This window comes from Agrobacterium fabrum str. C58 (genome assembly GCF_000092025.1).
Lineage (GTDB): Bacteria > Pseudomonadota > Alphaproteobacteria > Rhizobiales > Rhizobiaceae > Agrobacterium > Agrobacterium fabrum.
Map to the genome: position 1 here is coordinate 1,921,431 of NC_003063.2, position 20,961 is coordinate 1,942,391.

At 59.6% G+C, this 20,961-nt stretch carries 22 protein-coding genes; 3 read left to right on the forward strand and 19 right to left on the reverse strand.

The annotated features are described in order from the left end of the window. Positions 1–23 precede the first annotated feature (23 nt). From ehuA to ATU_RS22350, 11 genes are all read right to left on the reverse strand, one after another. Positions 24–803: an ectoine/hydroxyectoine ABC transporter ATP-binding protein EhuA gene (ehuA, locus tag ATU_RS22300; protein WP_006311385.1), complete on the reverse strand. Its 780-nt coding sequence runs from the start codon at positions 801–803 to the stop codon at positions 24–26. Further along, positions 800–1,492 carry an ectoine/hydroxyectoine ABC transporter permease subunit EhuD gene (gene ehuD, locus ATU_RS22305; protein ID WP_010974127.1) on the reverse strand — a complete coding sequence of 231 codons (693 nt, stop codon included), beginning with the start codon at positions 1,490–1,492 and terminating at the stop codon, positions 800–802. The genes ehuA and ehuD overlap by 4 nt, the downstream gene beginning before the upstream one ends. 12 nt (positions 1,493–1,504) lie before the next feature. After that, entirely contained in the window at positions 1,505–2,170 is a 666-nt protein-coding gene (ehuC, locus tag ATU_RS22310) for an ectoine/hydroxyectoine ABC transporter permease subunit EhuC (protein WP_010974128.1), read from the reverse strand. Positions 2,171–2,230: 60 nt separating this feature from the next. Continuing rightward, positions 2,231–3,082, reverse strand: coding sequence for an ectoine/hydroxyectoine ABC transporter substrate-binding protein EhuB (ehuB, locus tag ATU_RS22315; RefSeq protein WP_010974129.1), 852 nt, complete (start codon positions 3,080–3,082; stop codon positions 2,231–2,233). Between the two features lie 60 nt (positions 3,083–3,142). Continuing rightward, a complete protein-coding gene (gene doeB / locus ATU_RS22320) occupies positions 3,143–4,156 on the reverse strand; it encodes a N(2)-acetyl-L-2,4-diaminobutanoate deacetylase DoeB (protein WP_010974130.1) in 1,014 nt (337 codons plus the stop codon). 3 nt (positions 4,157–4,159) lie between these two features. Next, positions 4,160–5,338, reverse strand: coding sequence for an ectoine hydrolase DoeA (doeA, locus tag ATU_RS22325; protein WP_010974131.1), 1,179 nt, complete (start codon positions 5,336–5,338; stop codon positions 4,160–4,162). Next, positions 5,335–6,348: an ectoine utilization protein EutC gene (gene eutC / locus ATU_RS22330; protein WP_010974132.1), complete on the reverse strand. Its 1,014-nt coding sequence runs from the start codon at positions 6,346–6,348 to the stop codon at positions 5,335–5,337. Before eutC ends, doeA begins: the two co-directional genes overlap by 4 nt. Next, complete coding sequence (gene eutB, locus ATU_RS22335; RefSeq protein WP_046033729.1) at positions 6,345–7,364, reverse strand: hydroxyectoine utilization dehydratase EutB; 1,020 nt, start codon at positions 7,362–7,364, stop codon at positions 6,345–6,347. Before eutB ends, eutC begins: the two co-directional genes overlap by 4 nt. A 67-nt stretch (positions 7,365–7,431) precedes the next feature. After that, positions 7,432–8,880 carry a MocR-like ectoine utilization transcription factor EhuR gene (ehuR, locus tag ATU_RS22340; RefSeq protein WP_010974134.1) on the reverse strand — a complete coding sequence of 483 codons (1,449 nt, stop codon included), beginning with the start codon at positions 8,878–8,880 and terminating at the stop codon, positions 7,432–7,434. Positions 8,881–9,040: 160 nt separating this feature from the next. Then, complete coding sequence (locus ATU_RS22345) at positions 9,041–10,444, reverse strand: aspartate aminotransferase family protein (RefSeq protein ID WP_010974135.1); 1,404 nt, start codon at positions 10,442–10,444, stop codon at positions 9,041–9,043. A 13-nt stretch (positions 10,445–10,457) separates the two neighbouring features. After that, complete coding sequence (locus ATU_RS22350; RefSeq protein ID WP_010974136.1) at positions 10,458–11,936, reverse strand: NAD-dependent succinate-semialdehyde dehydrogenase; 1,479 nt, start codon at positions 11,934–11,936, stop codon at positions 10,458–10,460. Positions 11,937–12,057: 121 nt separating this feature from the next. Between ATU_RS22350 and ATU_RS22355 the strand changes: the two genes are divergently transcribed. Genes ATU_RS22355 through phrB form a run of 3 tightly spaced genes read left to right on the forward strand, consistent with a single transcriptional unit; the run spans position 12,058 to position 14,713 of the window. Next, positions 12,058–12,525: an Lrp/AsnC family transcriptional regulator gene (locus ATU_RS22355; protein WP_010974137.1), complete on the forward strand. Its 468-nt coding sequence runs from the start codon at positions 12,058–12,060 to the stop codon at positions 12,523–12,525. Positions 12,526–12,584: 59 nt separating this feature from the next. Further along, positions 12,585–13,145 carry a GNAT family N-acetyltransferase gene (locus tag ATU_RS22360; RefSeq protein ID WP_010974138.1) on the forward strand — a complete coding sequence of 187 codons (561 nt, stop codon included), beginning with the start codon at positions 12,585–12,587 and terminating at the stop codon, positions 13,143–13,145. A gap of 44 nt (positions 13,146–13,189) precedes the next feature. Further along, positions 13,190–14,713, forward strand: a complete 1,524-nt coding sequence (gene phrB / locus ATU_RS22365) for a (6-4)DNA photolyase (RefSeq protein ID WP_010974139.1) — start codon at positions 13,190–13,192, stop codon at positions 14,711–14,713. 45 nt (positions 14,714–14,758) lie between these two features. Here phrB and ATU_RS22370 read toward each other — a convergent pair whose 3' ends face one another. From ATU_RS22370 to ATU_RS22405, 8 genes are all read right to left on the reverse strand, one after another. Next, positions 14,759–15,172, reverse strand: coding sequence for a hypothetical protein (locus ATU_RS22370; RefSeq protein WP_035257177.1), 414 nt, complete (start codon positions 15,170–15,172; stop codon positions 14,759–14,761). 167 nt (positions 15,173–15,339) lie between these two features. Next, positions 15,340–15,738 carry a curli-like amyloid fiber formation chaperone CsgH gene (gene csgH / locus ATU_RS22375; RefSeq protein WP_010974141.1) on the reverse strand — a complete coding sequence of 133 codons (399 nt, stop codon included), beginning with the start codon at positions 15,736–15,738 and terminating at the stop codon, positions 15,340–15,342. 60 nt (positions 15,739–15,798) lie between these two features. After that, positions 15,799–16,236, reverse strand: coding sequence for a curlin (locus tag ATU_RS22380; protein ID WP_010974142.1), 438 nt, complete (start codon positions 16,234–16,236; stop codon positions 15,799–15,801). A gap of 138 nt (positions 16,237–16,374) precedes the next feature. After that, positions 16,375–17,184: a cyclase family protein gene (locus tag ATU_RS22385; RefSeq protein WP_035257174.1), complete on the reverse strand. Its 810-nt coding sequence runs from the start codon at positions 17,182–17,184 to the stop codon at positions 16,375–16,377. Between the two features lie 92 nt (positions 17,185–17,276). Next, complete coding sequence (locus tag ATU_RS22390) at positions 17,277–18,389, reverse strand: FAD binding domain-containing protein (RefSeq protein WP_010974144.1); 1,113 nt, start codon at positions 18,387–18,389, stop codon at positions 17,277–17,279. A 111-nt stretch (positions 18,390–18,500) separates the two neighbouring features. Then, positions 18,501–19,748 carry an oxalate decarboxylase family bicupin gene (locus tag ATU_RS22395; RefSeq protein WP_010974145.1) on the reverse strand — a complete coding sequence of 416 codons (1,248 nt, stop codon included), beginning with the start codon at positions 19,746–19,748 and terminating at the stop codon, positions 18,501–18,503. A gap of 1 nt (position 19,749) precedes the next feature. Next, on the reverse strand, positions 19,750–20,214 hold the full coding sequence (locus ATU_RS22400; RefSeq protein WP_010974146.1) for a hypothetical protein: 465 nt from the start codon (positions 20,212–20,214) through the stop codon (positions 19,750–19,752). 324 nt (positions 20,215–20,538) lie between these two features. Beyond that, positions 20,539–20,913: a response regulator transcription factor gene (locus ATU_RS22405; protein ID WP_006311406.1), complete on the reverse strand. Its 375-nt coding sequence runs from the start codon at positions 20,911–20,913 to the stop codon at positions 20,539–20,541. Between the last annotated feature and the right edge of the window lie 48 nt (positions 20,914–20,961).

Here is a 20,961-nt window from a genome sequence, read left to right on the forward strand (position 1 = left end):
CGTGAGCTGCGAAGGCTGTAAACTCACCGTAAAACAGACGACAGAAACTCGCGTGTCCGTTCTTCCTTTGGCTGGCCAAAAATCTCGTCCGGTTTCCCCTGTTCGCAGATGCGGCCCTTGTCGAAGAAGCACACTCGATCGGAAACCTCGCGGGCAAATCGCATTTCGTGGGTGACGAGAAGCATCGTCAGATCGTGCTCATGGGCAAGATCGCGGATGACGGAAAGCACTTCGCCCACCAGTTGCGGATCGAGGGCCGAGGTCGGCTCGTCAAAAAGCAGGACACGTGGGCGCATGGCAAGTGAGCGCGCAATAGCGACACGCTGCTGCTGGCCGCCGGAAAGCTGCACTGGAAAGTGATCCTTCTTGTCGGCCAGGCCGACCATGTTCAGGAGTTCGATTGCCCGTGCTTCTGCCTCCGCACGGGCAATGCCCAGCACACGCACCGGCGCCTCCACAATGTTGCGCAGCACGGTCATATGGGGGAAGAGGTTAAAGCTCTGAAAAACCATGCCGACGTGGTTACGGATCTGGCGAAGGTGTTTTTCCGAGGCTTGGAAGGGGCCTTTACCGCCGGGCTGATGGTAGGAGATATCCGCGAGCTTCAGCTGTCCCTCCTGGAACGGTTCCAGCGTCATGAGAATGCGCAGAACCGTGGATTTTCCGGAGCCGGAAGGACCGATAAGGGTGACTTTCTCGCCTTTTGCAACGCTGAAATTGAATTGGTCGAGGACCGTCAAAATGCCGAAACGCTTCGTGACATCGGAAAATTCGATCAGCGGCTGATTGGTGTTGTTTGTCATCGCAACGGTATTCCTGCTTTTGGAAGCGCCCTTTGCAGGCGGCTGAGGCCTGCCGAGCAGATTATGGTCAGGAGAAGGAAGATCAGACCGACAAGCGTCAGTGGCACCAGATATTCGAAGGTGCGCTCGCCGATCATATTTGCCAGCCCCATCATCTCGAGAACCGTGACGACGGAAAGCACCGGCGTTTCCTTGATCATGGCGACAAGATAGTTGCCCATGGCCGGGACGATGCGCGGGATGGCCTGCGGGATGATGATGTCCCGATAGGTCTGCATGCGCGTGAGATTAAGCGCCGTCGCCGCTTCCCACTGGCCGTGATGCACCGCCTCCATGCCACCGCGATAGACCTCGGAGGTATAGGCGGCATATTGCAGGCCGAGCGCCAGCGCACCGGTGAGAAACGCCGGCAGAACGATGCCGAATTCCGGAAGCACGTAATAGAGGAAGAAAAGCTGCACCAGAAGCGGCGTATCGCGAAGGAATTCGACAACCACCGCGGTCGGCCAGGAAATCAACTTCACCCGGCTGCGGCGTAGCAGCGCAAAAACCAGCCCCAGAACAAGCGCGATGGCAAAACCGGCGGCGGCTGCTTTCAGCGTTACGGTCAGGCCGATCAGAATGATGGGCAGGATCGAGGTTGTGTAGGTGATCCAGGTGGTCGTGTCCCATTCGTAACCATACATCATGACTGAATATCCTTACGAATGGCGGGTGCGCGGAAAGACATTGCCGCGCCGCACGACATGTTCGATCACCCGGATGATGACCATCAGGATCAGCGACATCGCGAAATAACAGAGCAGCGTAATCGAATAGATGCTGGTGCTATCGAGCGTCAGGTTGCGGATCGACTGCGCCGCGAAGGTGAGGTCGGCAATCGAAATCAGCGAGACGAGCGAGGAGAGCTTCAGCGTTTCGATGGCCAGATTGCCGAAGGCCGGCATCATTTCGACGACCGCCTGCGGCAAGGAAATGCGAAACAGCGTCTGCATCCGCGTGAAGTTCAGCGCTCGTGCTGCTTCCAGCTGCTGCACCGAAACGGAAGACAATGCACCGCGCACGATCTCGGCGCCATACCCACCCGCATGGGCGGCGAGCACCATGACGCCGGTGGTGACCGGATCAAAACTCAGACCGATGAGCGGCAGCGCGTAATAGAACCAGAAAAGCTGGACCAGCAGCGAGGTGCCGCGAAACACTTCCGTATAGCACAGCGCGACAGTCGAAAGGATTGGTCCACCCTCGACGCGCAGAATGCCGAAGAAAAAGGCGAGTACCGTGCCGACAACGAGGGCTGCAAGCGTTATCGTCATGGTGACGACGGCGCCTTGCCACAACATCGGCAGGTAAGCGGTCATGTCCATCTGGAGTGTTCCCGAGTTCCTGGTAATCGGCGCCCGGTTTTGCCCGGGCGCCGGCGGACGTCATTTTCCGGCGCAGAGATCGGCGACCTTCTTTTCGGCCGCGGCCGCGATACTCTGTTCGGAGAGGCCGTATTTCGCGAGGATTTTCTTGTAGTCGTCGGTCTTGCGGAATTCGACGAGCGCGGTGTTGAAGGCATCACGCAATTCCTTGTCCTCCGGCCGGAAAGCGAAACCGCCGTAATTGCGCACAGGCGCATCCTTCACGACGGGATCAACGAAGGGCTTCACCTGCTCGACATTGGCTTGGCCCTTGGCCAGTTCCGACACCGTCAGCTCCGTGGCTGCGTAAGCGTCGGCGCGACTCTGGACAGTGGGGATGGCATCTGCATTCGCCGGGATGAAGACAATCTGCTCTTCCTTGACGCCGACGGCGCGCAGGAAATCGACATTGTTGGCGCCGGATACGACGGCGACCTTCAATGCAGGATCCTTGGCGATATCGGCATAGGTGGTCAGCTTTTTCGGATTGCCTTTCTTCACCAGCAGACCTTCGCCATAGGACGAGTTCGGTTCAGTGAAGGCCACCTGCTTGCAGCGCTCGGGCGAAATGTTCTGTTCGGCTGCTGCGAAATCGAAGCGACGCGCCTTTAGCCCCGGGATCAGCGTGCCGAATGGCGTCACCGTCCAGTTCACCTCCTCGATGCCCATCGATTTCAGAACCGCATTGGCGACATCGGGGCCGATGCCTGCGGAGGTGCCGTCGGGCTGCATGTAGGAATAGGGCACTTCATTGGCGGTCGCTGCGCGGATGTAGCCTTGCTTCTTCACCTCCTCAAGGGTGAGTGCGCTGGCCGAAGTCACACCGATGATAAGGGCGAGGGCGGAAAGCCCGGCGAGTTTGGTCATGTTCATGTTCTAACTCCTCTGGTTGGGTTGCGTGGTCCGTTTTCGGATCTCACGTCATTCTTCTGGCTAGGTATTCTCCGTGACCGTGGCGATGACGGAAAGGCAGTCGCCGGCCTTGATGAGGCCGGGAACGTGACGCGCTGCGAGCACGCCGCTGATGGAGGCACGGTATTCGACCGGCGCAAGACCGGTTTTTCCAACGGGGTAGACCCTGGCGATGGTTTCACCCGCCGTGACCGCGTCTCCCAGATCGCGGACGAAGGCGACGAGCCCGTCATCTTCGGCAAAGGTGAAACAGTCGCTGGAGGGCATGTCCAGCCAGCGGCTCGGCGCCGGCACCGGGGTGCCGGTCAGGATGCCGGCGTGGCGCAGCAGGTTGATGGTACCTTTGCGGGCGATGTCGATCGATTTTGCGCTGGCCGTGCCCGCGCCGCCAAGCTCGGTGGTGACAAAGACCTTTCCCAGTTCCTCGGCTGTCGTGTCCAGCATGCCGACGGCGTCAATCTCCAGCATCTTCATGGAATAGGGGGCAGCAAAAGCTGCCACCGCCTCGAAACACCGGGCTTCCTGTGTCTTGTCCGGTAATTCATGAGCGGCAGCGTAAGGCAGGAAATCAAGCGTCCTGCCACCTGAATGAAAATCAAGAACGATATCCGCAAGCGGTAACAGATGACGGGTCACGTAATCGGCGATCTTCTCTGTCACGGAACCGTCGGGCCGACCGGGAAAGCTGCGATTGAGGTTCCCGCGGTCGATCGGCGAGGTGCGTGTTCCTGCGCGAAAGGCCGGATAGTTGAGCGCTGGCACGATGATGATACGCCCGCTGACGTCAGCTGGATCGAGTGTGTAGGCAAGTTCGAAAAGTGCGGCCGGCCCCTCATATTCGTCGCCGTGATTGGCGCCGGTCAAAAGGGCTGTCGGCCCGTCGCCGTTGGCGATGACGCATATCGGGATCATCACCGACCCCCATGCACTGTCATCGCGGCTGTATGGCAGCCGCAGATGACCGTGCTGTACGCCTTTCCTGTCAAAATCGACCGTCGGCGTGATAGGTGAGGGGCGTAGCGCGATGTTTAACATCTCTCAGCCTTTCACGAACAGTTGCCGAGGCACGTTGGAGAGGCATTCGACACCCGTTTCGGTGATGGCAATGCTCTCGGTGATTTCGAGCCCCATGTCTTCCAGCCACAGACCGGTCATGAAGTGGAACGTCATGCCGGGCTTCAGTTCCGTGCGGTCCCCGGGGCGCAGGCTCATGGTGCGCTCGCCCCAGTCCGGCGGATAAGAGAGGCCGATTGGATAACCGGTGCGGTTGTCCTTGATGATTCCGTATTTTTTCAGCACCGCGAAAAACCCGTTGGCGATATCTTCGCAGGTATTGCCGGGTTTGGCAGCCGCAAGACCGGCCTCCATCCCCTCGAGCGTCGCCTTCTCCGCATCAAGGAACGCCTGCGTCGGTTTGCCGAGAAAGACGGTACGAGAGAGCGGACAATGATAACGGCGATAAGCGCCGGCGATTTCAAAGAAGGTGCCTTCGCCCAAGCGCATCGGCTTGTCGTCCCATGTCAGATGCGGCGCAGAAGCATCGGCGCCCGATGGGAGCAGTGGAACGATCGCGGGATAATCCCCGCCGAATTCCGCGGTGCCACGAATGCCGGCATCGTAGATTTCGGCAACGAGATCGCATTTGCGCATGCCCGGCTCTACCACGTCAACGATACGCTTGTGCATCAGTTCGACGATCTTGCCGGCCTTGCGCATATAGTCGAGTTCGGTCGGGCTTTTGACGGCGCGCTGCCAGTTTACGAGACCGGCGGCATCCTTGAAGCGGGCGTTCGGCAGGTGTTTCTGCAAGGATGCGAAGGCAGCAGCCGAGAAATAATAATTGTCCATTTCGACGCCGATCGGCAGGCCTGACCAGCCCCGGTCATCGACGATCTGCGACAACAGATCCATCGGGTGCCGTTCGGTCGATTGAACGTAGTGGTCCGGATAACCGATGATGTTGTCATGGGCGAGGTAGGCGGTGCGCTTGGCGCCATTGGCATCCTGCTTGCGGCCATACCAGATAGGCTCGCCTTCCGGCGGCACCAGCACGCATTGGTGGACATAGAAAGACCAGCCGTCATAACCCGTCAGCCAATGCATGTTGGATGGGTCGGTGACGACAAGCAGGTCGATACCGGCCTTTTCCATGGCATCGCGGGTTTTGGACAGGCGCGCGGCATATTCCTCGCGTGTAAAGTTCAGCGTTACGCTCACGCTGCGTCTCCCATTTTTACAGTGTTTTCGATGATTTGGCCGCTGCCGGCGTCTTTCGCGCGGGTAAAGGCGAGATTGGCGATGGCGGTGTCCTGCACGCCGGTGCCGGTCAGATCGGCAAAGGTGATGTCGTCGTTCGAGCGTCGGCCCTGCGCCTTGCCGGCGATGATGGCTCCAAGCTCCGGAAAGGGCTGATCCGGCGCGACACGACCTGCGGCGATGGCATGATGTAGTTCACCGAGAATGCGGGTCTGCGACAGCCGGTCCGCGACATAGCGCGCTTTGGCAAACACGGCCGGATCGATCTCGTTTTTGTGTTCGGCATCCGATCCCATGGCCGTCAGATGCTGGCCTTCTTCCAGCCAGTCGGCGAGCAGGATCGGCGTCTCGGCCGGTGTCGTGGTGACGATGATGTCGGCTCCTTGCAGAGCGGCTCGGGGATCGGTCATCGCGATAACGTCGATACCGTGCTCTCTGGCGAAATCGCTGGCCAGCTTCTCGGCCCGGTCATGGTTCCGGGCCCAAATCCGCGCTGATCTGATTGGGCGCGCCAGCGTCAGGGCTTCAAGCTGCAGACGCGCCTGCATGCCCGCCCCGAAAATCGCTGCGACGGAAGCGTCCTCGCGGGCGAGATGCCGTGCTGCGACTGCACCGGCTGCAGCGGTGCGCACATCGGTAAGATAACCGTTGTCGAGAAGCATGGCGTCCACTAGTCCGGTCCTGGCGCTGAAGAGGATCATCAGCCCGTTCAGGCTCGGCAGACCGAGCTTGGGATTGTCGAAGAAACCCGGGCTGACCTTGATGGCGAATCCGTCGAAACCAGGCACATAGGCCGTCTTCACATCCACCTCGCCACGAAACTCAGGGATATCGAGCCGCAGGATCGGCGGCATGGCGACAGCCTCCGTAGCAAGCGCCGAAAAGGCCCGCTCGACACAATCGATCGCGGAGAGGTCGAGCTTCACGACAGCGCGCAGATCTTTTTCGGTTAGGATGTTGATTTGGCTCATGCGACTCCCCCGTCGATGATCGTCTTGTGGACCGCCGGATCGATATTCCCGCCCGATACGATGATGGCGGCAGGGCCGCTCACCGCGATCTTGCCGGCGAGGATTGCTGCGAAGCCAACGGCGCCCGCGCCTTCCACTCTCAGGTCTTCCTCGCGGGATGCATGGCAGATGCCGGTCGCGATTTCATCTTCGGAGACCAGCACGATCTCATCGAGAAGTGTCTTGCAAAGTGCAAAGGTCACGCGGTTTGCCAGTCCAATCCCGCCGCCAAGCGAATCCGCCAGCGTTTCTTCCTCGCAAACCGAGACGGGGCGGCCGGCTTTCACTGACGCATGCATGGCCGCACCTCGTTCCATGGAAATGCCGATAACCCGCGCCCTTGGCTTCAGCGCCTTCACCGCAACGGCGATACCGCCCGCAAGGCCACCGCCCGATAGAGGAACGAGAATTGTCGCCAGTTCAGGCATGTCTTCAACGACCTCGAGGCCGATAGTGCCCTGGCCGGCCACGACGTCAGCATGATCGAAAGGTGGGATCGCGGTCAGGCCTCGGTTTTTTGTCAGGCGCTCCACTTCCTCCTGCGCATCATCCTGTGATCTGCCGACAATCCGGATTTCCGCGCCAAGCATGCGGATCGCCTCAACCTTGTTTGCCGGCACCAGCGCCGACATGCAGATCGTGGCGGGAATGCCGAGTTTGGCGGCGGCGTAAGCAACGGCCCGACCATGGTTGCCCGTCGAGGCGGTGACTAGGCCACGCCGTCGCACCGCATCGTCAAGCGAGAGGATCGCGTTCATCGCGCCGCGCAGTTTGAAGGCGCCGATAGGCTGAAGGGTTTCAAGTTTGAGATGAACAGGATGACCGCAGCGTTCGGAGAGAAACTCCGAGCGAACCAGCGGCGTGCGCTCCACCTGTCCCGAAAGCCGCGTTGCCGCCCGCTCTATCGCGGCCAGCGAGACCGGAAGCTGGTTTTTATCGGCGGATATGGACAGGTTTTCGCTCTTCATGATTGTCATGTTGAGAGCGAAATAAAATCATGTCAATTATTATATTGTAATGATTCAATGATTTTGAGGCTTTACCTCAACCGATCGAACCTATGTCGTAAACCGGTGGCAATTGCTCGAATGTCTGCCGCACGGTGGTCAAGGCCCTGGCGAGGCTTGCATGATTGAGGCGGCCGCCCAGGCATATGCGAATGCCGCCACCATGGCCCGGACCGGCAATAAAGGGTTCTGATGGGGTTACCGCGACATTCTGGTTCGTGAGCGCGCGCACCAGACCATCCTCCGTCCAGCGTGGCGGAACCGTCAGCCAGGCGCAGAAGGAGAGGGGGTGGGTCGAGCCTATATGGTCGCCCAATATGTCCACGGCAATTTTTTGCCGCGCACGCGCTTCGGTGCGCTGGACATCCAGCAGCCGCCGTGCGGTGCCGTTTTCGACCCAACGCGTTGCGATTTCGGCGGTAAGATAGGTTCCGCTCCAGCTCGACACCCGCAGGATGGAGGCGGCGCGGATGGAATAGGCGGGTGGCACGACGAGATAACCGACGCGCAGTCCGGTCAGCACTGTCTTGGTGAAGCTGGTGACGAAGAAGCCTAGGTCAGGTAGCATTTCTGTGATGGATGGCAGATCATCCTCGATCATCGGACGGTAGACTTCGTCCTCAATGATAAAAATGCCGTACCGCTCGGCGATCGTGGCGATGGCCTGCCTTCGCGCCGCGCCCGACACATGCCCGGTCGGATTGTTAAGGGTTGGGATGAGCACCAGAGCGCGCACGCCTCCAGCTGCGCAGGCGGCCTCCAGCGCGTCAGGCAAAATGCCCTCTTCATCCGTGGGCAGGCCCTTGAGGCTGAAGCCGAGGATATTAGACAGGCCGATAATGCCGTGGTCCGTGAGGTTTTCGCAGAGAACCACGTCGTTAGAGCGGATAATGCAGCTCAGAGCGAGAAAAATGCCGTGCGCCGCGCCATTGGTGACAAGAATGCGTTCCGCACCGGCCGTCACGCCCATCATGCCAAGCCATGTTCTGGCCGTTTCGCGATGGCTGTCGAGGCCCGCGACCGGCCGGCAGGGGCGCATGAAGCCAGAATTGTCACTATCGGCCATCTCGCGCAGAATGGTGCGAGAGGCATTTTCATGGTCATCGAGATAAACGCCGCGGATGATGGAGAGATCGAGCACCTCGGTGGGGCTGTGATCGAGCATCATGCGGCCTGCCCGCTCCGTCACCCGCGTCTTCACGAAGGTTCCGCGGCCGATTTCGCCGCTGAGATAACCGAGCCGCTCCGCCTCCTTGTAGGAAAGGCTGACCGTCTGAACAGAAAGGCCGAGTTCGCGGGCGAGATCGCGGTGCGTCGGCATGCGGTCCATCGGCTTCAAAACGCCGGCGTCGATATCGGCAATAATGCGTTCCGTCAGTGCGGAATGTTTCGTTTCGCCTTTCTGCTTGGCCAGCGTCGGCCGCCATGCCACCGGTCTCGTTGTGGAAACTGGATCTGGGCTGGGTGAATTGGCTTGACGACGCATGAAATTGTCTCGTTTTCGACGAAGGTAATTTCATGACATTATGCATGCTTCTGCGAAAAGATGAAGCCTTATGCAGCGCAGATGGCAACTGCGCCGTAAAGAGGCGCAGTTGCCGTGGAAATGAGCAGCATTTGCGATAGTTGAAAACTGGAGCTGCCGATCAGATTTTCTCGCCGGCCTGGACCAGATCGTCCATGACGGTGCGCACGGCGGCTTCCGCGATGGCGATGATTTCGTCCACCTCCGCCTTCGTTGTGACGAGCGGCGGTGCAAAGCCGAGAATATCGCCGTGCGGCATGGCGCGCGCAATGAGGCCGCCGTTGCGCGCCGCCTTTGAAACGCGTGCGCCGACCGTCAGATGAGGGGCAAAACGGGTCTTCTTTTCCCGATCAGCGACGAACTCGATAGCGCCCATCAGTCCCACACCGCGCACCTCGCCGACGATAGGAAGCTGGGCGAACTTCGCCTTCAGCTGTTCCTGGAAATAGCTGCCAACGGCCTGTGCGTTGCCCGGCAGGTCTTCCTTTTCGACGATGTCGAGCACGGCGTTTGCCGCCGCCGCGCCGATAGGATGGCCGGAATAGGTGTAGCCGTGGGAGAAGGCGCCGACGCGATCCGCGCCGTCCTCCATCACCGTGTAGACTTTCTCCCCTACGATGGCGCCGGAAAGCGGGAAATAGGCCGAGGTCAGGCCTTTAGCGACGGTGATCAGATCCGGTTCGATGCCGTAATGCTGTGAACCAAACATGGAACCCGTGCGGCCGAAGCCGGTAATAACCTCATCCGCAATCAACAGCACATCGTATTTTTTGAGAACCTCCTGGATGGCTGGCCAGTAACCTTCCGGCGGCGGTGTGATACCGCCCGTTCCAAGCACCGGCTCGGCGATGAATGCTCCGATCGTGTCCGGTCCTTCGCGCAGAATGAGGGCTTCCAGTTCGGCGGCGCGTCGTTTTGAGAATTCCAGTTCGGTTTCACCGGCTTCCGCGCCCCAATAGTGATGCGGAACGCCGGTATGGAGGATGCCGACCCGTGGAAGGTCCATGTGGTCGTGATAAAAACTCATGCCTGTCATCGAGCCGGCGACGACGCTGCAGCCGTGATATCCCCTCTCGCGGGAGATGATCTTCTTCTTCTGCGGCTTGCCACGCAGATTGTTGTAATACCAGACGAGTTTGGCCTGCGTCTCGTTGGCGTCGGACCCCGACATGCCGTAGAACACCTTGCTCATTTTGCCCGGTGCCATCCTGACGAGGCGGTCGGAAAGGATGGCCAGTTCATCCGTCGTGTGAGCGGCGTAGGAATGATAATAGGCGAGGCGGTAGGCCTGTCGCGAAATCGCCTCAGCTACCTCGGTGCGGCCATAACCGACATTGACGCAATAAAGACCGGCAAATCCATCGATCAATTGCTTGCCGTGCGCGTCCTGAATGCGGATGCCCTTGCCGGTTTCAACGATGGTGGGTTCGCCGAGTTTACCGCTGGCAAAATCCTTGAGCTGCGTGAAGGGATGCAGAACGGCGTTTCGATCCATTTCCGCGATATTTTTGATGTCGATGGTCATAGGTGAGATCCTTTCAGGCAGCCAGATTGCCGAAGCAGACATATTTGGGTTCGAGATATTCCATGAGGCCATGACGCGAGCCCTCGCGGCCAAGGCCTGATTGTTTCCAGCCGCCGAATGGAATGGGCGCTCCGGTGAATTTCGGCGTGTTGACGGCAACCATGCCGTATTCGAGCTGGTCGGTCAGGCGCATCGCCCGGCCGAGATCGTTGGTGTAGAGATAGGCCGCCAGTCCCATCTCTGTTGCATTGGCGCGGCGGATCACCTCCGCCTCGTCATCGAACGGCAAGATGGCGGCCACCGGGCCGAAGGTTTCTTCGCGGGCGATCAGCATGTCGTCGGTAACATCGGCAAGCACGGTGGGGGTGACGAAGTTGCCGCCGAGCGGACTGTCCTGTCCGCCGCAGACGAGCCGTGCACCCGCCGACAGCGCCTGGGCAACCTGCTGGCGGCACTTTTCGGCGACGGACGGCCGCGTCATGGGGCCGATATCGACACCGGTTTCGAGGCCATGACCAACAGTCAGCCTGGACGTCGCCTCGGCAAACCGCTCAACAAATCGCGGATAAAGGCTGCGCTGCACATAGATGCGGTTTGCCGCAAGACAGTCCTGCCCGGAAGTGGCGAATTTTGCGCCCAGACAGCCTTTGACGGCCTCTGTGAGATCTGCATCTGCGAAGACGATGAAGGGTGCGTGCCCTCCAAGCTCCAAGGATGCTTTTTTCACCGTCGCCGCAGATTGCGTCAGAAGAATTCGTCCCACCTCGGTCGAACCCGTAAAGGAAAATGCCCGCACCTCGGTATTTTCCAGAAGGCGGCGCGCAAGGGGTGCGGCTTCTCCCGGCAGAACTTGCAATACGCCAGGTGGTACGCCGGACTCTTCGGCAAGTCTTGCCAGCGCCAGCGCTGACAGAGGTGTTTCGGGAGCAGGTTTGACGATCATCGTACAGCCGGCAGCAAGTGCAGCACCGGCCTTGCGCGCTATCATCGCTGAGGGAAAGTTCCATGGCGTGATGGCGACGGTAACGCCGATCGGCTGCATCCGCACGGAAAGATTGCTGCCCTTCAGATGGGTTGGAATTGTTTCGCCGTAAGATCGCTCCCCCTCACTCGCGAACCAGTCGAGGAAATTGGCGGCGTAGGCGATTTCGCCGCGTGATTCCGCCAGCGGTTTGCCCTGTTCGGCGCTGATGATCGTGGCGAGGTCATGCGCATTCTCCCGCATGCGCGCACTCCAGTTGCGCAAAATGTCGCCGCGATCAACAGGCAGCATATCGCGCCAGCCGGCGAAAGCCTTGCTGGCTGCGTCTATCGCAAAATCGACATCATTGAGCGTGCAGGACGCCACGTCGGCGAGGTGATCGCCTCCCGCGGGATCAACGATGGCGAACATCTGATCGCGCTCCACCCATGCCCCATTCACAAACGCACGGTCTTCGATCAAATCGCGTCGATGCAGGTTTTTCAACGCAGCGCTTGCGATGCCTTTCATAAAAATGCTCCCTTTTTATTTGCCATCAGCCTAGCGGCGCTGCATGATCGCAAGACGGCATTTTTATGCGTTTTAACGCCGAAATAATGCTTGTTTCCATCGCAAAGCGCAGGAATTCGGCATGATTACGCTTGATAGAGCTGATAGGGCGTTGCTTGACGCCGTCCAGAAAAACAATCGCCTGACCTCGGAAGAACTGGCGCAGATCGTCAATTTGTCGCCAACGGCCTGTCAGCGGCGTTTGAAGCGACTGCGCGAGGAAGGCATCATCGAGGCGGATGTCGCCATCGTTTCGCCAAAGGCCGTGGGACGCGGCATCACCATGATCGTACTCGTCTCGCTTGAGCGCGAGCGGGCCGACATCGTCGATCGCTTCAAAGCGGCGATCCGGACGACGCGCGAGGTCATGATCGGATATTATGTCACTGGTGATGCTGATTTCATTCTGGTGATCACGGCCAAGGACATGGAAGACTACGAGGTTTTCACCCGCCGGTTCTTCTACGAAAACCACGATATCAAGGGTTTCAAGACCATGGTTGTGATGGACCGCGTAAAAGCCGGGTTTTCCTTTCCAATAGAGGTGTGATGACTTGTGATTTCGAGGACGCGCCACCAGATGTCGGTGATTGATGAAAAGGCGCTACGATGATGACTGATATCTCACTCCCTATAGTGACCGACCGGCTGATCCTTCGCAGGTTTCAGTCCGCGGATCTGGCGGCGTATGGGGACTACCACAGGCGCGACGACGTCTATCGGTTCCTGTACTCCGCACCGCCATCGGCGGAAGCAATGAAGGCGCAGTTTTCCGGCCTGCTCTCGGCCTCTTTCGAGAAGGAAGGAGATACGCTGCGACTTGCCGTCATCCGCGCTGAGGATGGAGCGCTTGCCGGGGAGGTCCTTCTTAAAATCGCCAGCGCGGCGGCTCTGCAGGCCGAGGTGGGTTACATTTTCAATCCGGTGGTTTCGGGGAAAGGCTATGCCACGGAAGCGGTGAGGGCCATGATAACGCTCGGCTTTGACACGCTCGGATATCATCGCATTTTTGCGCGGCTGGATGCCCTCAATCATGGATCGATCGGCGTTGTCGAACGTCTCGGCCTGCGAAAGGAAGCCCATTTGATCGAGAATGACCGGTTCAACGGGACATGGGGCGACGAGTTCATCTATGCCGTTCTGAAGTCAGAATGGCCCCCCGGTTCATGAGGTCGCCCGGTTGAGGTTTGTGTCCGGTTTGAAGGAGGTTCTCGGTGTCTCAGCTGGTGTTGATCCTGGGCGATCAATTGTCGCCTTCAATCGCCGCGCTCGATGGCGTCGACAAGAAGCAGGATACAATCGTGCTTTGCGAGGTGATGGCGGAGGCAAGCTATGTCGGCCATCACAAGAAAAAGATCGCCTTCATCTTTTCCGCCATGCGCCACTTTGCCGAGGAATTGCGAGGCGAGGGCTACCGGGTCCGTTACACGCGAATTGACGATGCCGACAATGCGGGCTCGTTTACCGGTGAGGTGAAGCGGGCAATAGATGACCTCACGCCTTCGAGGATCTGCGTGACCGAACCCGGGGAATGGCGGGTCAGGTCAGAGATGGATGGCTTTGCCGGAGCCTTTGGCATCCAGGTGGACATCCGCTCCGACCGGCGCTTCCTGTCCAGTCACGGCGAGTTCCGGAACTGGGCTGCGGGCCGAAAAAGCCTGACGATGGAATATTTCTACAGGGAAATGCGACGCAAGACCGGCTTGTTGATGAATGGTGAGCAGCCTGTCGGCGGGCGCTGGAATTTTGATGCGGAGAACCGCCAACCCGCGAGGCCGGATCTTTTGAGACCTAAACATCCTGTCTTTGCGCCGGACAAGATAACAAAAGAGGTCATCGACACCGTCGAGCGACTGTTTCCGGACAATTTCGGCAAACTTGAAAATTTCGGTTTTGCGGTCACCCGCACCGATGCAGAGCGGGCGCTGAGTGCCTTCATCGACGATTTCCTGTGCAACTTCGGCGCCACGCAGGATGCCATGCTGCAGGATGACCCCAACCTGAACCACTCGCTTCTGTCATTTTATATCAATTGCGGCCTGCTGGACGCCCTTGATGTCTGCAAGGCTGCGGAGCGGGCCTATCATGAAGGCGGAGCGCCGCTCAATGCCGTCGAAGGGTTCATTCGTCAGATCATCGGCTGGCGGGAATATATGCGTGGCATCTATTGGCTTGCCGGGCCGGACTATGTCGACAGCAATTTTTTCGAAAACGACAGATCGCTTCCGGTTTTCTACTGGACGGGCAAGACCCACATGAACTGCATGGCTAAGGTTATCACGGAAACCATCGAGAATGCCTATGCCCATCACATCCAGCGCCTGATGATAACAGGAAATTTCGCGCTGCTCGCCGGCATCGATCCAAAGGCGGTGCATCGGTGGTATCTCGAGGTCTATGCGGACGCCTATGAATGGGTGGAACTGCCCAATGTGATCGGCATGAGCCAGTTCGCCGATGGCGGCTTTCTTGGAACGAAGCCGTATGCAGCCAGCGGAAATTACATCAACCGGATGTCCGATTATTGCGATACCTGTCGCTACGATCCGAAGGAGCGTCTGGGAGACAATGCCTGTCCGTTCAATGCACTTTATTGGGACTTCCTCGCCCGCAACAGGGAAAAGCTGAAATCCAACCATCGCCTAGCGCAACCCTACGCCACCTGGGCCAGGATGAGCGAGGATGTGCGCCATGACCTGAGGGCAAAGGCTGCCGCTTTTCTGCGAAAGCTTGACTGATGCAGGCAAAGGGCTTGTCGAATAACGGCGGGCCGCCTTTCGCCCTTACCAGCCGTAACTGAAGGTCAGGCCACTGCCATTGTCGCCATCCTGCACCACATTGGTGCCCGTATTCCGCCCATACTGGAAAATGCCATAGGCATTGTTGTTGCCGTTCTGCTGCAGCGTCGCGGAATGGCCGTTGCCGCGCTGCCGGATGAAGCCGAGATTGCCGCCGCCATTCTGGGCGATGCCCGCCGCATTGCCGCGGCCGAGCTGCTTTATGTTGGCATCCTTGAAGTTGCGGTAAAGCGAATAGGCTCGCAGCCCGGTCGAAAGCAGGTCGCCATCGGCATTATTGCCGGGTGCAAGGTCGAAGGAGATGCGGCCGCCGGCATGGGCAGGTGCTGCGAATCCGAGCGGCGTCAGGCCACCGACAAGCAGGGTGACGGTGAGAAGTTTCAATATGTTGCGGGCCATTCTTATCTCCATCTGTCAGCGCCTTGCCGATGATCCATAATCGCATCCGGCAACTGAACCCGACCGGAATTACCCATTCACATCGCGTTCAGTCACTCGGCGCGCGCAAAAGAAAAGGGCGCCAGAAACGGCGCCCTCTCAGGTGAAAATTGATAGTGTGCGGCGACTTAATCGCCGCCAATCTGCTTCGTGCAAGTGAAGCTCTTCCCGTCGATCACGAGATCGAGCACCGCCTTGTAGCGGGCTCCCTTCGCATCGAGCGTCACCGAGCTTAGCAGCTGCGACCGTCCGGCGGCGGCGTTGAGGTCTCCACCCTGGCTGATGACGGAACTGCCGCTGCCGCCGGATTTTTCGACGTGAAAAGAGTAAGTCCCGCCAGCACCGGTATCACCCTTGGCGACGGCCTCCAGTCTCACCATGCCCGCCTGCGGTGTTGCCTTGATCTCGCAGAACCGCCCATCGGCCGGTTCCTTCGCGGTCGATATGGCCGCAAGGGCGCCGACAGGAAGCAGGGCCAGTGCAAGGATTGCCGCCAGGCGGCGCGGGTTTCTGACATTATGGGGCATGGCACGTCTCCCTGATGATCTGGTACTCGATCTCGATCGTTTCACGTCATGGCAATGTCGTTACGGGCAGGCCTGCACGAAGGCCGCGACATTGTCGTTGCCGCCCTGGCTTACATTGGCGCTGCAACCGCGGCCGACCTGAACGCCTGCAGCAATGTTGCCATTGCCGTCCTGGGTCAGGATGGTGGTGTGGTTGGAGCCGAACTGGCCGATGCCGGCCACGTTGCGGTTGCCGTTCTGGGTGGTGGAACCGTAATTGTCATGCCCTTCCTGACCGACAGCCGAAAGGTTGTGACGACCATACTGGTGGCCGACGATCCGGTTGTAACCGCCGTTCTGGTAGGTGCGGATTCGGTTGCCATACCCTTCCTGCGCGCCGCCGGCAGAGTTGGACCAGCCATATTGTTCGATGCGCACATCATTGGCCATGGCGGGCGCCGCAGCAGAGAGGCCAACGAGAGCAACGAGTGCACTTGCAATGAAAGACTTCCGGATCATGACTGTCTCCTCAGGCGGATGGGACCGCGGTTGAACGTCTTTGTTCTAGACGGTCCCATTAGAACGGAAGCTGAAGAGACTATTCAGTCGGAGTTCATGCGCCGGCGGCGGCAGGTTGCTCTTGCAAAGTGGGCGGCCTCAGACCAGAGCCAGAATGCGCGCCGGCCCACCCGTTCCACCGCTATGCTTTGGTGCGCCGACGATGATGGTCGCGCCCTTGACCGGCAGAGCCTCAAGGTTGTTCAGGCCTTCGATCCCGTAGCGCCCCGCCGGAAGCCAGGAATTGTGAACCGCAAAATCTGCCGAATTGCCCGGGTCCAGCGACAGCGTGTCAACGCCGATGGCCACCGTGTCGCGCTCGAGCAGCAGGTCGGTCGCGGATTTGCCGAAACCGGGGAAGGCGAATTTTCCGGCGTCGTCATTGCGGAATGAGGGGCTCTTCACCTTCGTCGCCCAGCCGGAGCGCAAAGCCACGATCGCACCTGCCGGTATGTCGCCATTCGCTGAGATCCAGCGCTCGATGTCTTCGGCCTCGACGGTGGAATTGGCATCCTCTTTGGCGCGGTCGGTGATGTCGATGATGACCAGCGGTGCGACGAGTTTCTGCGGTTCCAGCTGGTCGACGCTCGCGCCGTTGGCACTGAAGTGGAACGGTGCATCGATATGCGTGCCGGTATGTTCATAGATGGTGAGCTTGTGGAGCTGATAGCCGTCTTTGGCAATCTCTGCCGCCCACTCAAATTCTATGCCCGGTTTGCCATCGAATGTGGGAAAGGTAGAGTCATAGCTATGGGTGAGGTCGATCACCTGTCTCGCTGATTGCGCCAAGACCGGGGCCGCCAGGCCGCCCGCCGCCATTGCCGTCGCTCCCGCCACGGCGCCCTTGAACAGCAGGCGTCGTGACAGCATGTTTCGTTTCACGTTCTCGATCACGCAGGTATTGCACATGCCTCAGTCCCTCCATTGAGAATTCCCTGCACAAGCGTAGCGCAAAGGTGGAGTGACGCAAGGCGGCAGCGTTGCTGATTTTTGACCCGTGTTTACATCGCGGTTTCGGCAAGGCGTCGTCCATAGGCGGCAATTGATTTGCCCACCGGCAGGCGGGTTCTCTGATATCGCGAAAGGGCGCTGGGCAGATCCTCCGTTTGCCGCAGGGCATCGCGCAGCGCCATCGCGTCGCCCGCGGCCTTGGAAACGCCCATTGCGGTGTGGGGACGAACAACAAAGGCGGCGTCTCCGACCAGCGCGATACGCCGCGACACCATCTGTTCCGCCTCGTAATCAAAAATTCCCTGGATGGATGGCGTTTCCTCCGCCTCCACCGCGAGCGCCAATTGCGGCGGCAGAAACGAAAAGGCGTCTTCGCGCAATTGCGCGCGGCGGCTTTCGGAGAGTTCGCCGCGGGGCAAGGAATGTTCGAAATGCCTGCCGTCGCGGCCGGTGAAGGTTCGGGCAAGCTCTTCCGCCGTTGTCGGACGATACCAGACCCAGTTATAGCGGCGCTGTCCCTGCTGGGTCTCGCCGCGTGGCCCGGGCACCAGATAGCCCAGAACGTGAATTCCCGGCGCGATGTAGAAGGCGAAGCGGTCCAGCAGCAGGGCCGCATCGGCAGGCAGGTTTGTTTCAGGGACCAGCCCGCGCCAGGCGACATAACCGGCATAGGTGTTCTCCGAGCGGTGGTTGACGGCGCTGCGGATCGCCGAACCCAGACCATCCGCGCCGATCACCAGATCAGCGCGCTCCTCCGTGCCATCGGCGAAGGACAACGAAACTCCCTCCGGTTCTTCCCGAACCGCTTCGACATGGTGTCCGAGACGATAGGTGTCCGCCAAGAGACGGGAGGACACGCGCTCAAAGAGGTAGTCCCAGGAAACCTGCATCTGCGGCGTGTTTTGGCGCTGGGCGACGCGGCCACCGGCATCGAGGTAGATGCGCTCCCTGGCGACCACACTGACATGGGCGACGTCTTCGCAGCCGATCTGACCGAGAACCTTGAACAAGTCCTGCTGCGGCACCAGTCCTGCACCGCGCCCGGCGAGGCCGGACGATGAGCGTTCGTAAACTCTCACATCGTGCCCATCCTCCTGAAGCAATATCGCCGTGAAGAGACCGGCAAGCGAGCCGCCGGCGATGCGGATTGTCAATGGTTTCATGGCCCGTTCCTGTCTTTTGATATGGATATTGGCGCGTGGAGCATTGTTGGGATGAGGAACGACCGGCGGATTGGACGTGCCGAAACGCCGGTCAATAGAGGAACAAAATGTTCAGCCCGGCATGATCGCCGGCTGGTTGGCGGGAAATTTCGCCACATCCTCAATGCTGACATTCAGGTGCTGGGCGACCAGCGCCGGCGGGGTGTGCGTCAGCCAGGACGACAGGCTAACCTCCTGGTATTCGGCAGCCTTGAAGACCGCGACGAATTGCAGATCGGTCTTTCCGGTATTTTCGATGATGTGGCCCTGGCTCCTTTTCACGTAACCAATATCGCCGGCGCGGAAATCGGCGGTCTGGCTGCGTGGACCCGCGTCGAACACGGTCATCCGGCCTTCACCCTTGATCCAGTATTGCCATTCGTCCGCATTGGGATGCCAGTGCATTTCGCGCACGCCGCCCGGCTTGATCGTTTCAATGGCGGCGGCAATGGTTTTGGACACGGTAAAGGCGCTGCTGTCCGCAAGGCGAATGACGCCGGCAGCATTTTCCTTCAGCGGTTTTGATGCCGCAAGTTTGTAGGTGAAGGGAAAAGGCGGAAGACCGGTGCCGGCAACCGCTTCCTGATCCTTGGACAGTGGACCCGGCTCCTTGCCCTGGAATATCCAGAGGTTCTGCAGCGGAATGTTGCGGAACACATCCTGTGCGACGCCGAAATTCTTGGCCAGCAGTTCGGGGGAGGTATGCGCCAGCCAGTCGGTCAACAGCAGGGTGCCGTATTCGGACTGGTCGCCTTCGTCGAACACGATGACGAATTCGCACCCGTCAGGACCAAGTCCCTGCAGCGAATGGGGATAACCGGCCGGAAAATACCAGAGATCACCGGCCTCGACATCCTGCACATAAGCGCGACCCTGCGGATCGAGCACGGTGATGCGGCAGCGGCCATTGGTCATGATCGCCCATTCGGCGGCCCGGTGCCAGTGCATCTCACGAATGCCCCCCGGTCCCAGCCGCATGTTGACGCCGGAGACGGCATCCGAAATCGCGAAGTCCGACTTGGTCACCTGACGGGCCCAGCCGCCGTTCTGGATACGTTTGGCGGCATTGTTGAACGACGCCCAGAAAAGCTGCATGTCGCCGACATCGGTCGCCGGCGGGCTCTGGAATGATGGAAACTGGTCGTTGATCGCGGGGTTTTTCGGGCCGGGGTCGCTGAGCCCTGCGGCATTGGCATTGATTGCTCCTTCGGCTGGCTGATCGGGATTGCCGAAAGATGCTGCTCCGGCCGTGCTGGCGGCAAGGGCGGTGCCGCCGACGGCGCCGATTGCGAGGACTGCGCGTCTGGTCAACGTTTCCATTTCAGAACTCCTTGTTCATGGCGAGTTGGGACGAGGTGTCGATAAAGCGGGGTTGTGATGCGAGCTGGAGCACGGCGATGCGGTCGATCAGCTCGGCATTAAAGAGGCGGTGCTGCAGCTGGCAGAAGGCTTTGGGATCGAGCGTGTCATGCCGGTCCGTTTTCCGGGCGGCACGGGTGGCGACGCAGGACGTCTTGTCCGCGGCCGGAACAGCCACGCCTCCGGTCGCATTGCCACCGGTCGCCGCAGGGGCGGAAAGTCCGGCCAGCCTGTCGATCGTCTGCGGCGTGAGGATGCGGAAGGCGCTGGCCGATGCGACGTCCTCGGAGGCCGCAAGCGCCGGTTCGGTATTCCTGATCAGGAGAGCATTGCCACCGAGCACTGCAATCGCACCCAGTGCCAACACCGCTGCGACCTTGAGATGACGAGGTTGGCGCTCGTCTGCATTCTGACTGATGGAGGTCATGCCCTGCTCCACAAAACGGTGATGGTGCTGCCAGGGCCGTCCGGAACGGAGGCGCTTGACTGGAACAAAGGCTACGGCGAGGTGGAGGCGCCGGCATCTATACAGAGGTCTAGTTCTTATAGCGGAAGGTGTTGGCGGGAGACATGCGCGCCGGAAGTCATGCGCTCAACGGCAATGCGTGCCCGGACGGCAAGGCGTCGGGGCATACATAGTGACGGATATTCATGGAGATAGGGGGGCGGTCAGCGCGATGGAAGGCTGTCTGCGCAGTCTGGGAAAGGCGGCGACTGCTCGATTGCCAGGTGGCCGAGCGTCACGCTGCGGTCAGGGCCGCTGGCCGAGAACGGATTCCAGGCATCCGATCAGATTGCCGATATTGACCGGCTTGCGAAGAAAAGCCAAAGCGCCGCCGCTCAGGGCCGCATTCCGGGTGCGTTCATCCTCGTAGGAGGTTACGAATATCATCGGCGGATGGCTGCCACGCCGGTTCAGCTCGCTCTGCAACTCTATGCCGGACAGACCGGGCATTTTCACATCCACGACGATGCAGTCGATGCCCGCCTGCTGCTGCGACTCCAGAAAATGCTCGGCAGATGCAAACAGGCGGCATTCGTAACCGAAGGACATGATGAGATCATCCATGGCTTCGCGGATAGCGGGATCGTCGTCGACGACGGCAATGACGGGAACGGGGGGCAATGAGAGCGACCTTTTCTGTTTCTTTCTTTCTCTATGCGCTCAGGCCCG

Bases quoted from the DNA above. Each gene is read 5' to 3' on its own strand.
- ehuA (WP_006311385.1), bottom strand. From the start codon at position 803: ATGACAAACAACACCAATCAGCCGCTGATCGAATTTTCCGATGTCACG.
- ehuD (WP_010974127.1), bottom strand. From the start codon at position 1,492: ATGATGTATGGTTACGAATGGGACACGACCACCTGGATCACCTACACA.
- ehuC (WP_010974128.1), bottom strand. From the start codon at position 2,170: ATGGACATGACCGCTTACCTGCCGATGTTGTGGCAAGGCGCCGTCGTC.
- ehuB (WP_010974129.1), bottom strand. From the start codon at position 3,082: ATGAACATGACCAAACTCGCCGGGCTTTCCGCCCTCGCCCTTATCATC.
- doeB (WP_010974130.1), bottom strand. From the start codon at position 4,156: ATGTTAAACATCGCGCTACGCCCCTCACCTATCACGCCGACGGTCGAT.
- eutC (WP_010974132.1), bottom strand. From the start codon at position 6,348: ATGAGCCAAATCAACATCCTAACCGAAAAAGATCTGCGCGCTGTCGTG.
- eutB (WP_046033729.1), bottom strand. From the start codon at position 7,364: ATGACAATCATGAAGAGCGAAAACCTGTCCATATCCGCCGATAAAAAC.
- ehuR (WP_010974134.1), bottom strand. From the start codon at position 8,880: ATGCGTCGTCAAGCCAATTCACCCAGCCCAGATCCAGTTTCCACAACG.
- ATU_RS22345 (WP_010974135.1), bottom strand. From the start codon at position 10,444: ATGACCATCGACATCAAAAATATCGCGGAAATGGATCGAAACGCCGTT.
- ATU_RS22350 (WP_010974136.1), bottom strand. From the start codon at position 11,936: ATGAAAGGCATCGCAAGCGCTGCGTTGAAAAACCTGCATCGACGCGAT.
- ATU_RS22355 (WP_010974137.1), top strand. From the start codon at position 12,058: ATGATTACGCTTGATAGAGCTGATAGGGCGTTGCTTGACGCCGTCCAG.
- ATU_RS22360 (WP_010974138.1), top strand. From the start codon at position 12,585: ATGATGACTGATATCTCACTCCCTATAGTGACCGACCGGCTGATCCTT.
- ATU_RS22370 (WP_035257177.1), bottom strand. From the start codon at position 15,172: ATGGCCCGCAACATATTGAAACTTCTCACCGTCACCCTGCTTGTCGGT.
- csgH (WP_010974141.1), bottom strand. From the start codon at position 15,738: ATGCCCCATAATGTCAGAAACCCGCGCCGCCTGGCGGCAATCCTTGCA.
- ATU_RS22380 (WP_010974142.1), bottom strand. From the start codon at position 16,236: ATGATCCGGAAGTCTTTCATTGCAAGTGCACTCGTTGCTCTCGTTGGC.
- ATU_RS22385 (WP_035257174.1), bottom strand. From the start codon at position 17,184: ATGTGCAATACCTGCGTGATCGAGAACGTGAAACGAAACATGCTGTCA.
- ATU_RS22390 (WP_010974144.1), bottom strand. From the start codon at position 18,389: ATGAAACCATTGACAATCCGCATCGCCGGCGGCTCGCTTGCCGGTCTC.
- ATU_RS22395 (WP_010974145.1), bottom strand. From the start codon at position 19,748: ATGGAAACGTTGACCAGACGCGCAGTCCTCGCAATCGGCGCCGTCGGC.
- ATU_RS22400 (WP_010974146.1), bottom strand. From the start codon at position 20,214: ATGACCTCCATCAGTCAGAATGCAGACGAGCGCCAACCTCGTCATCTC.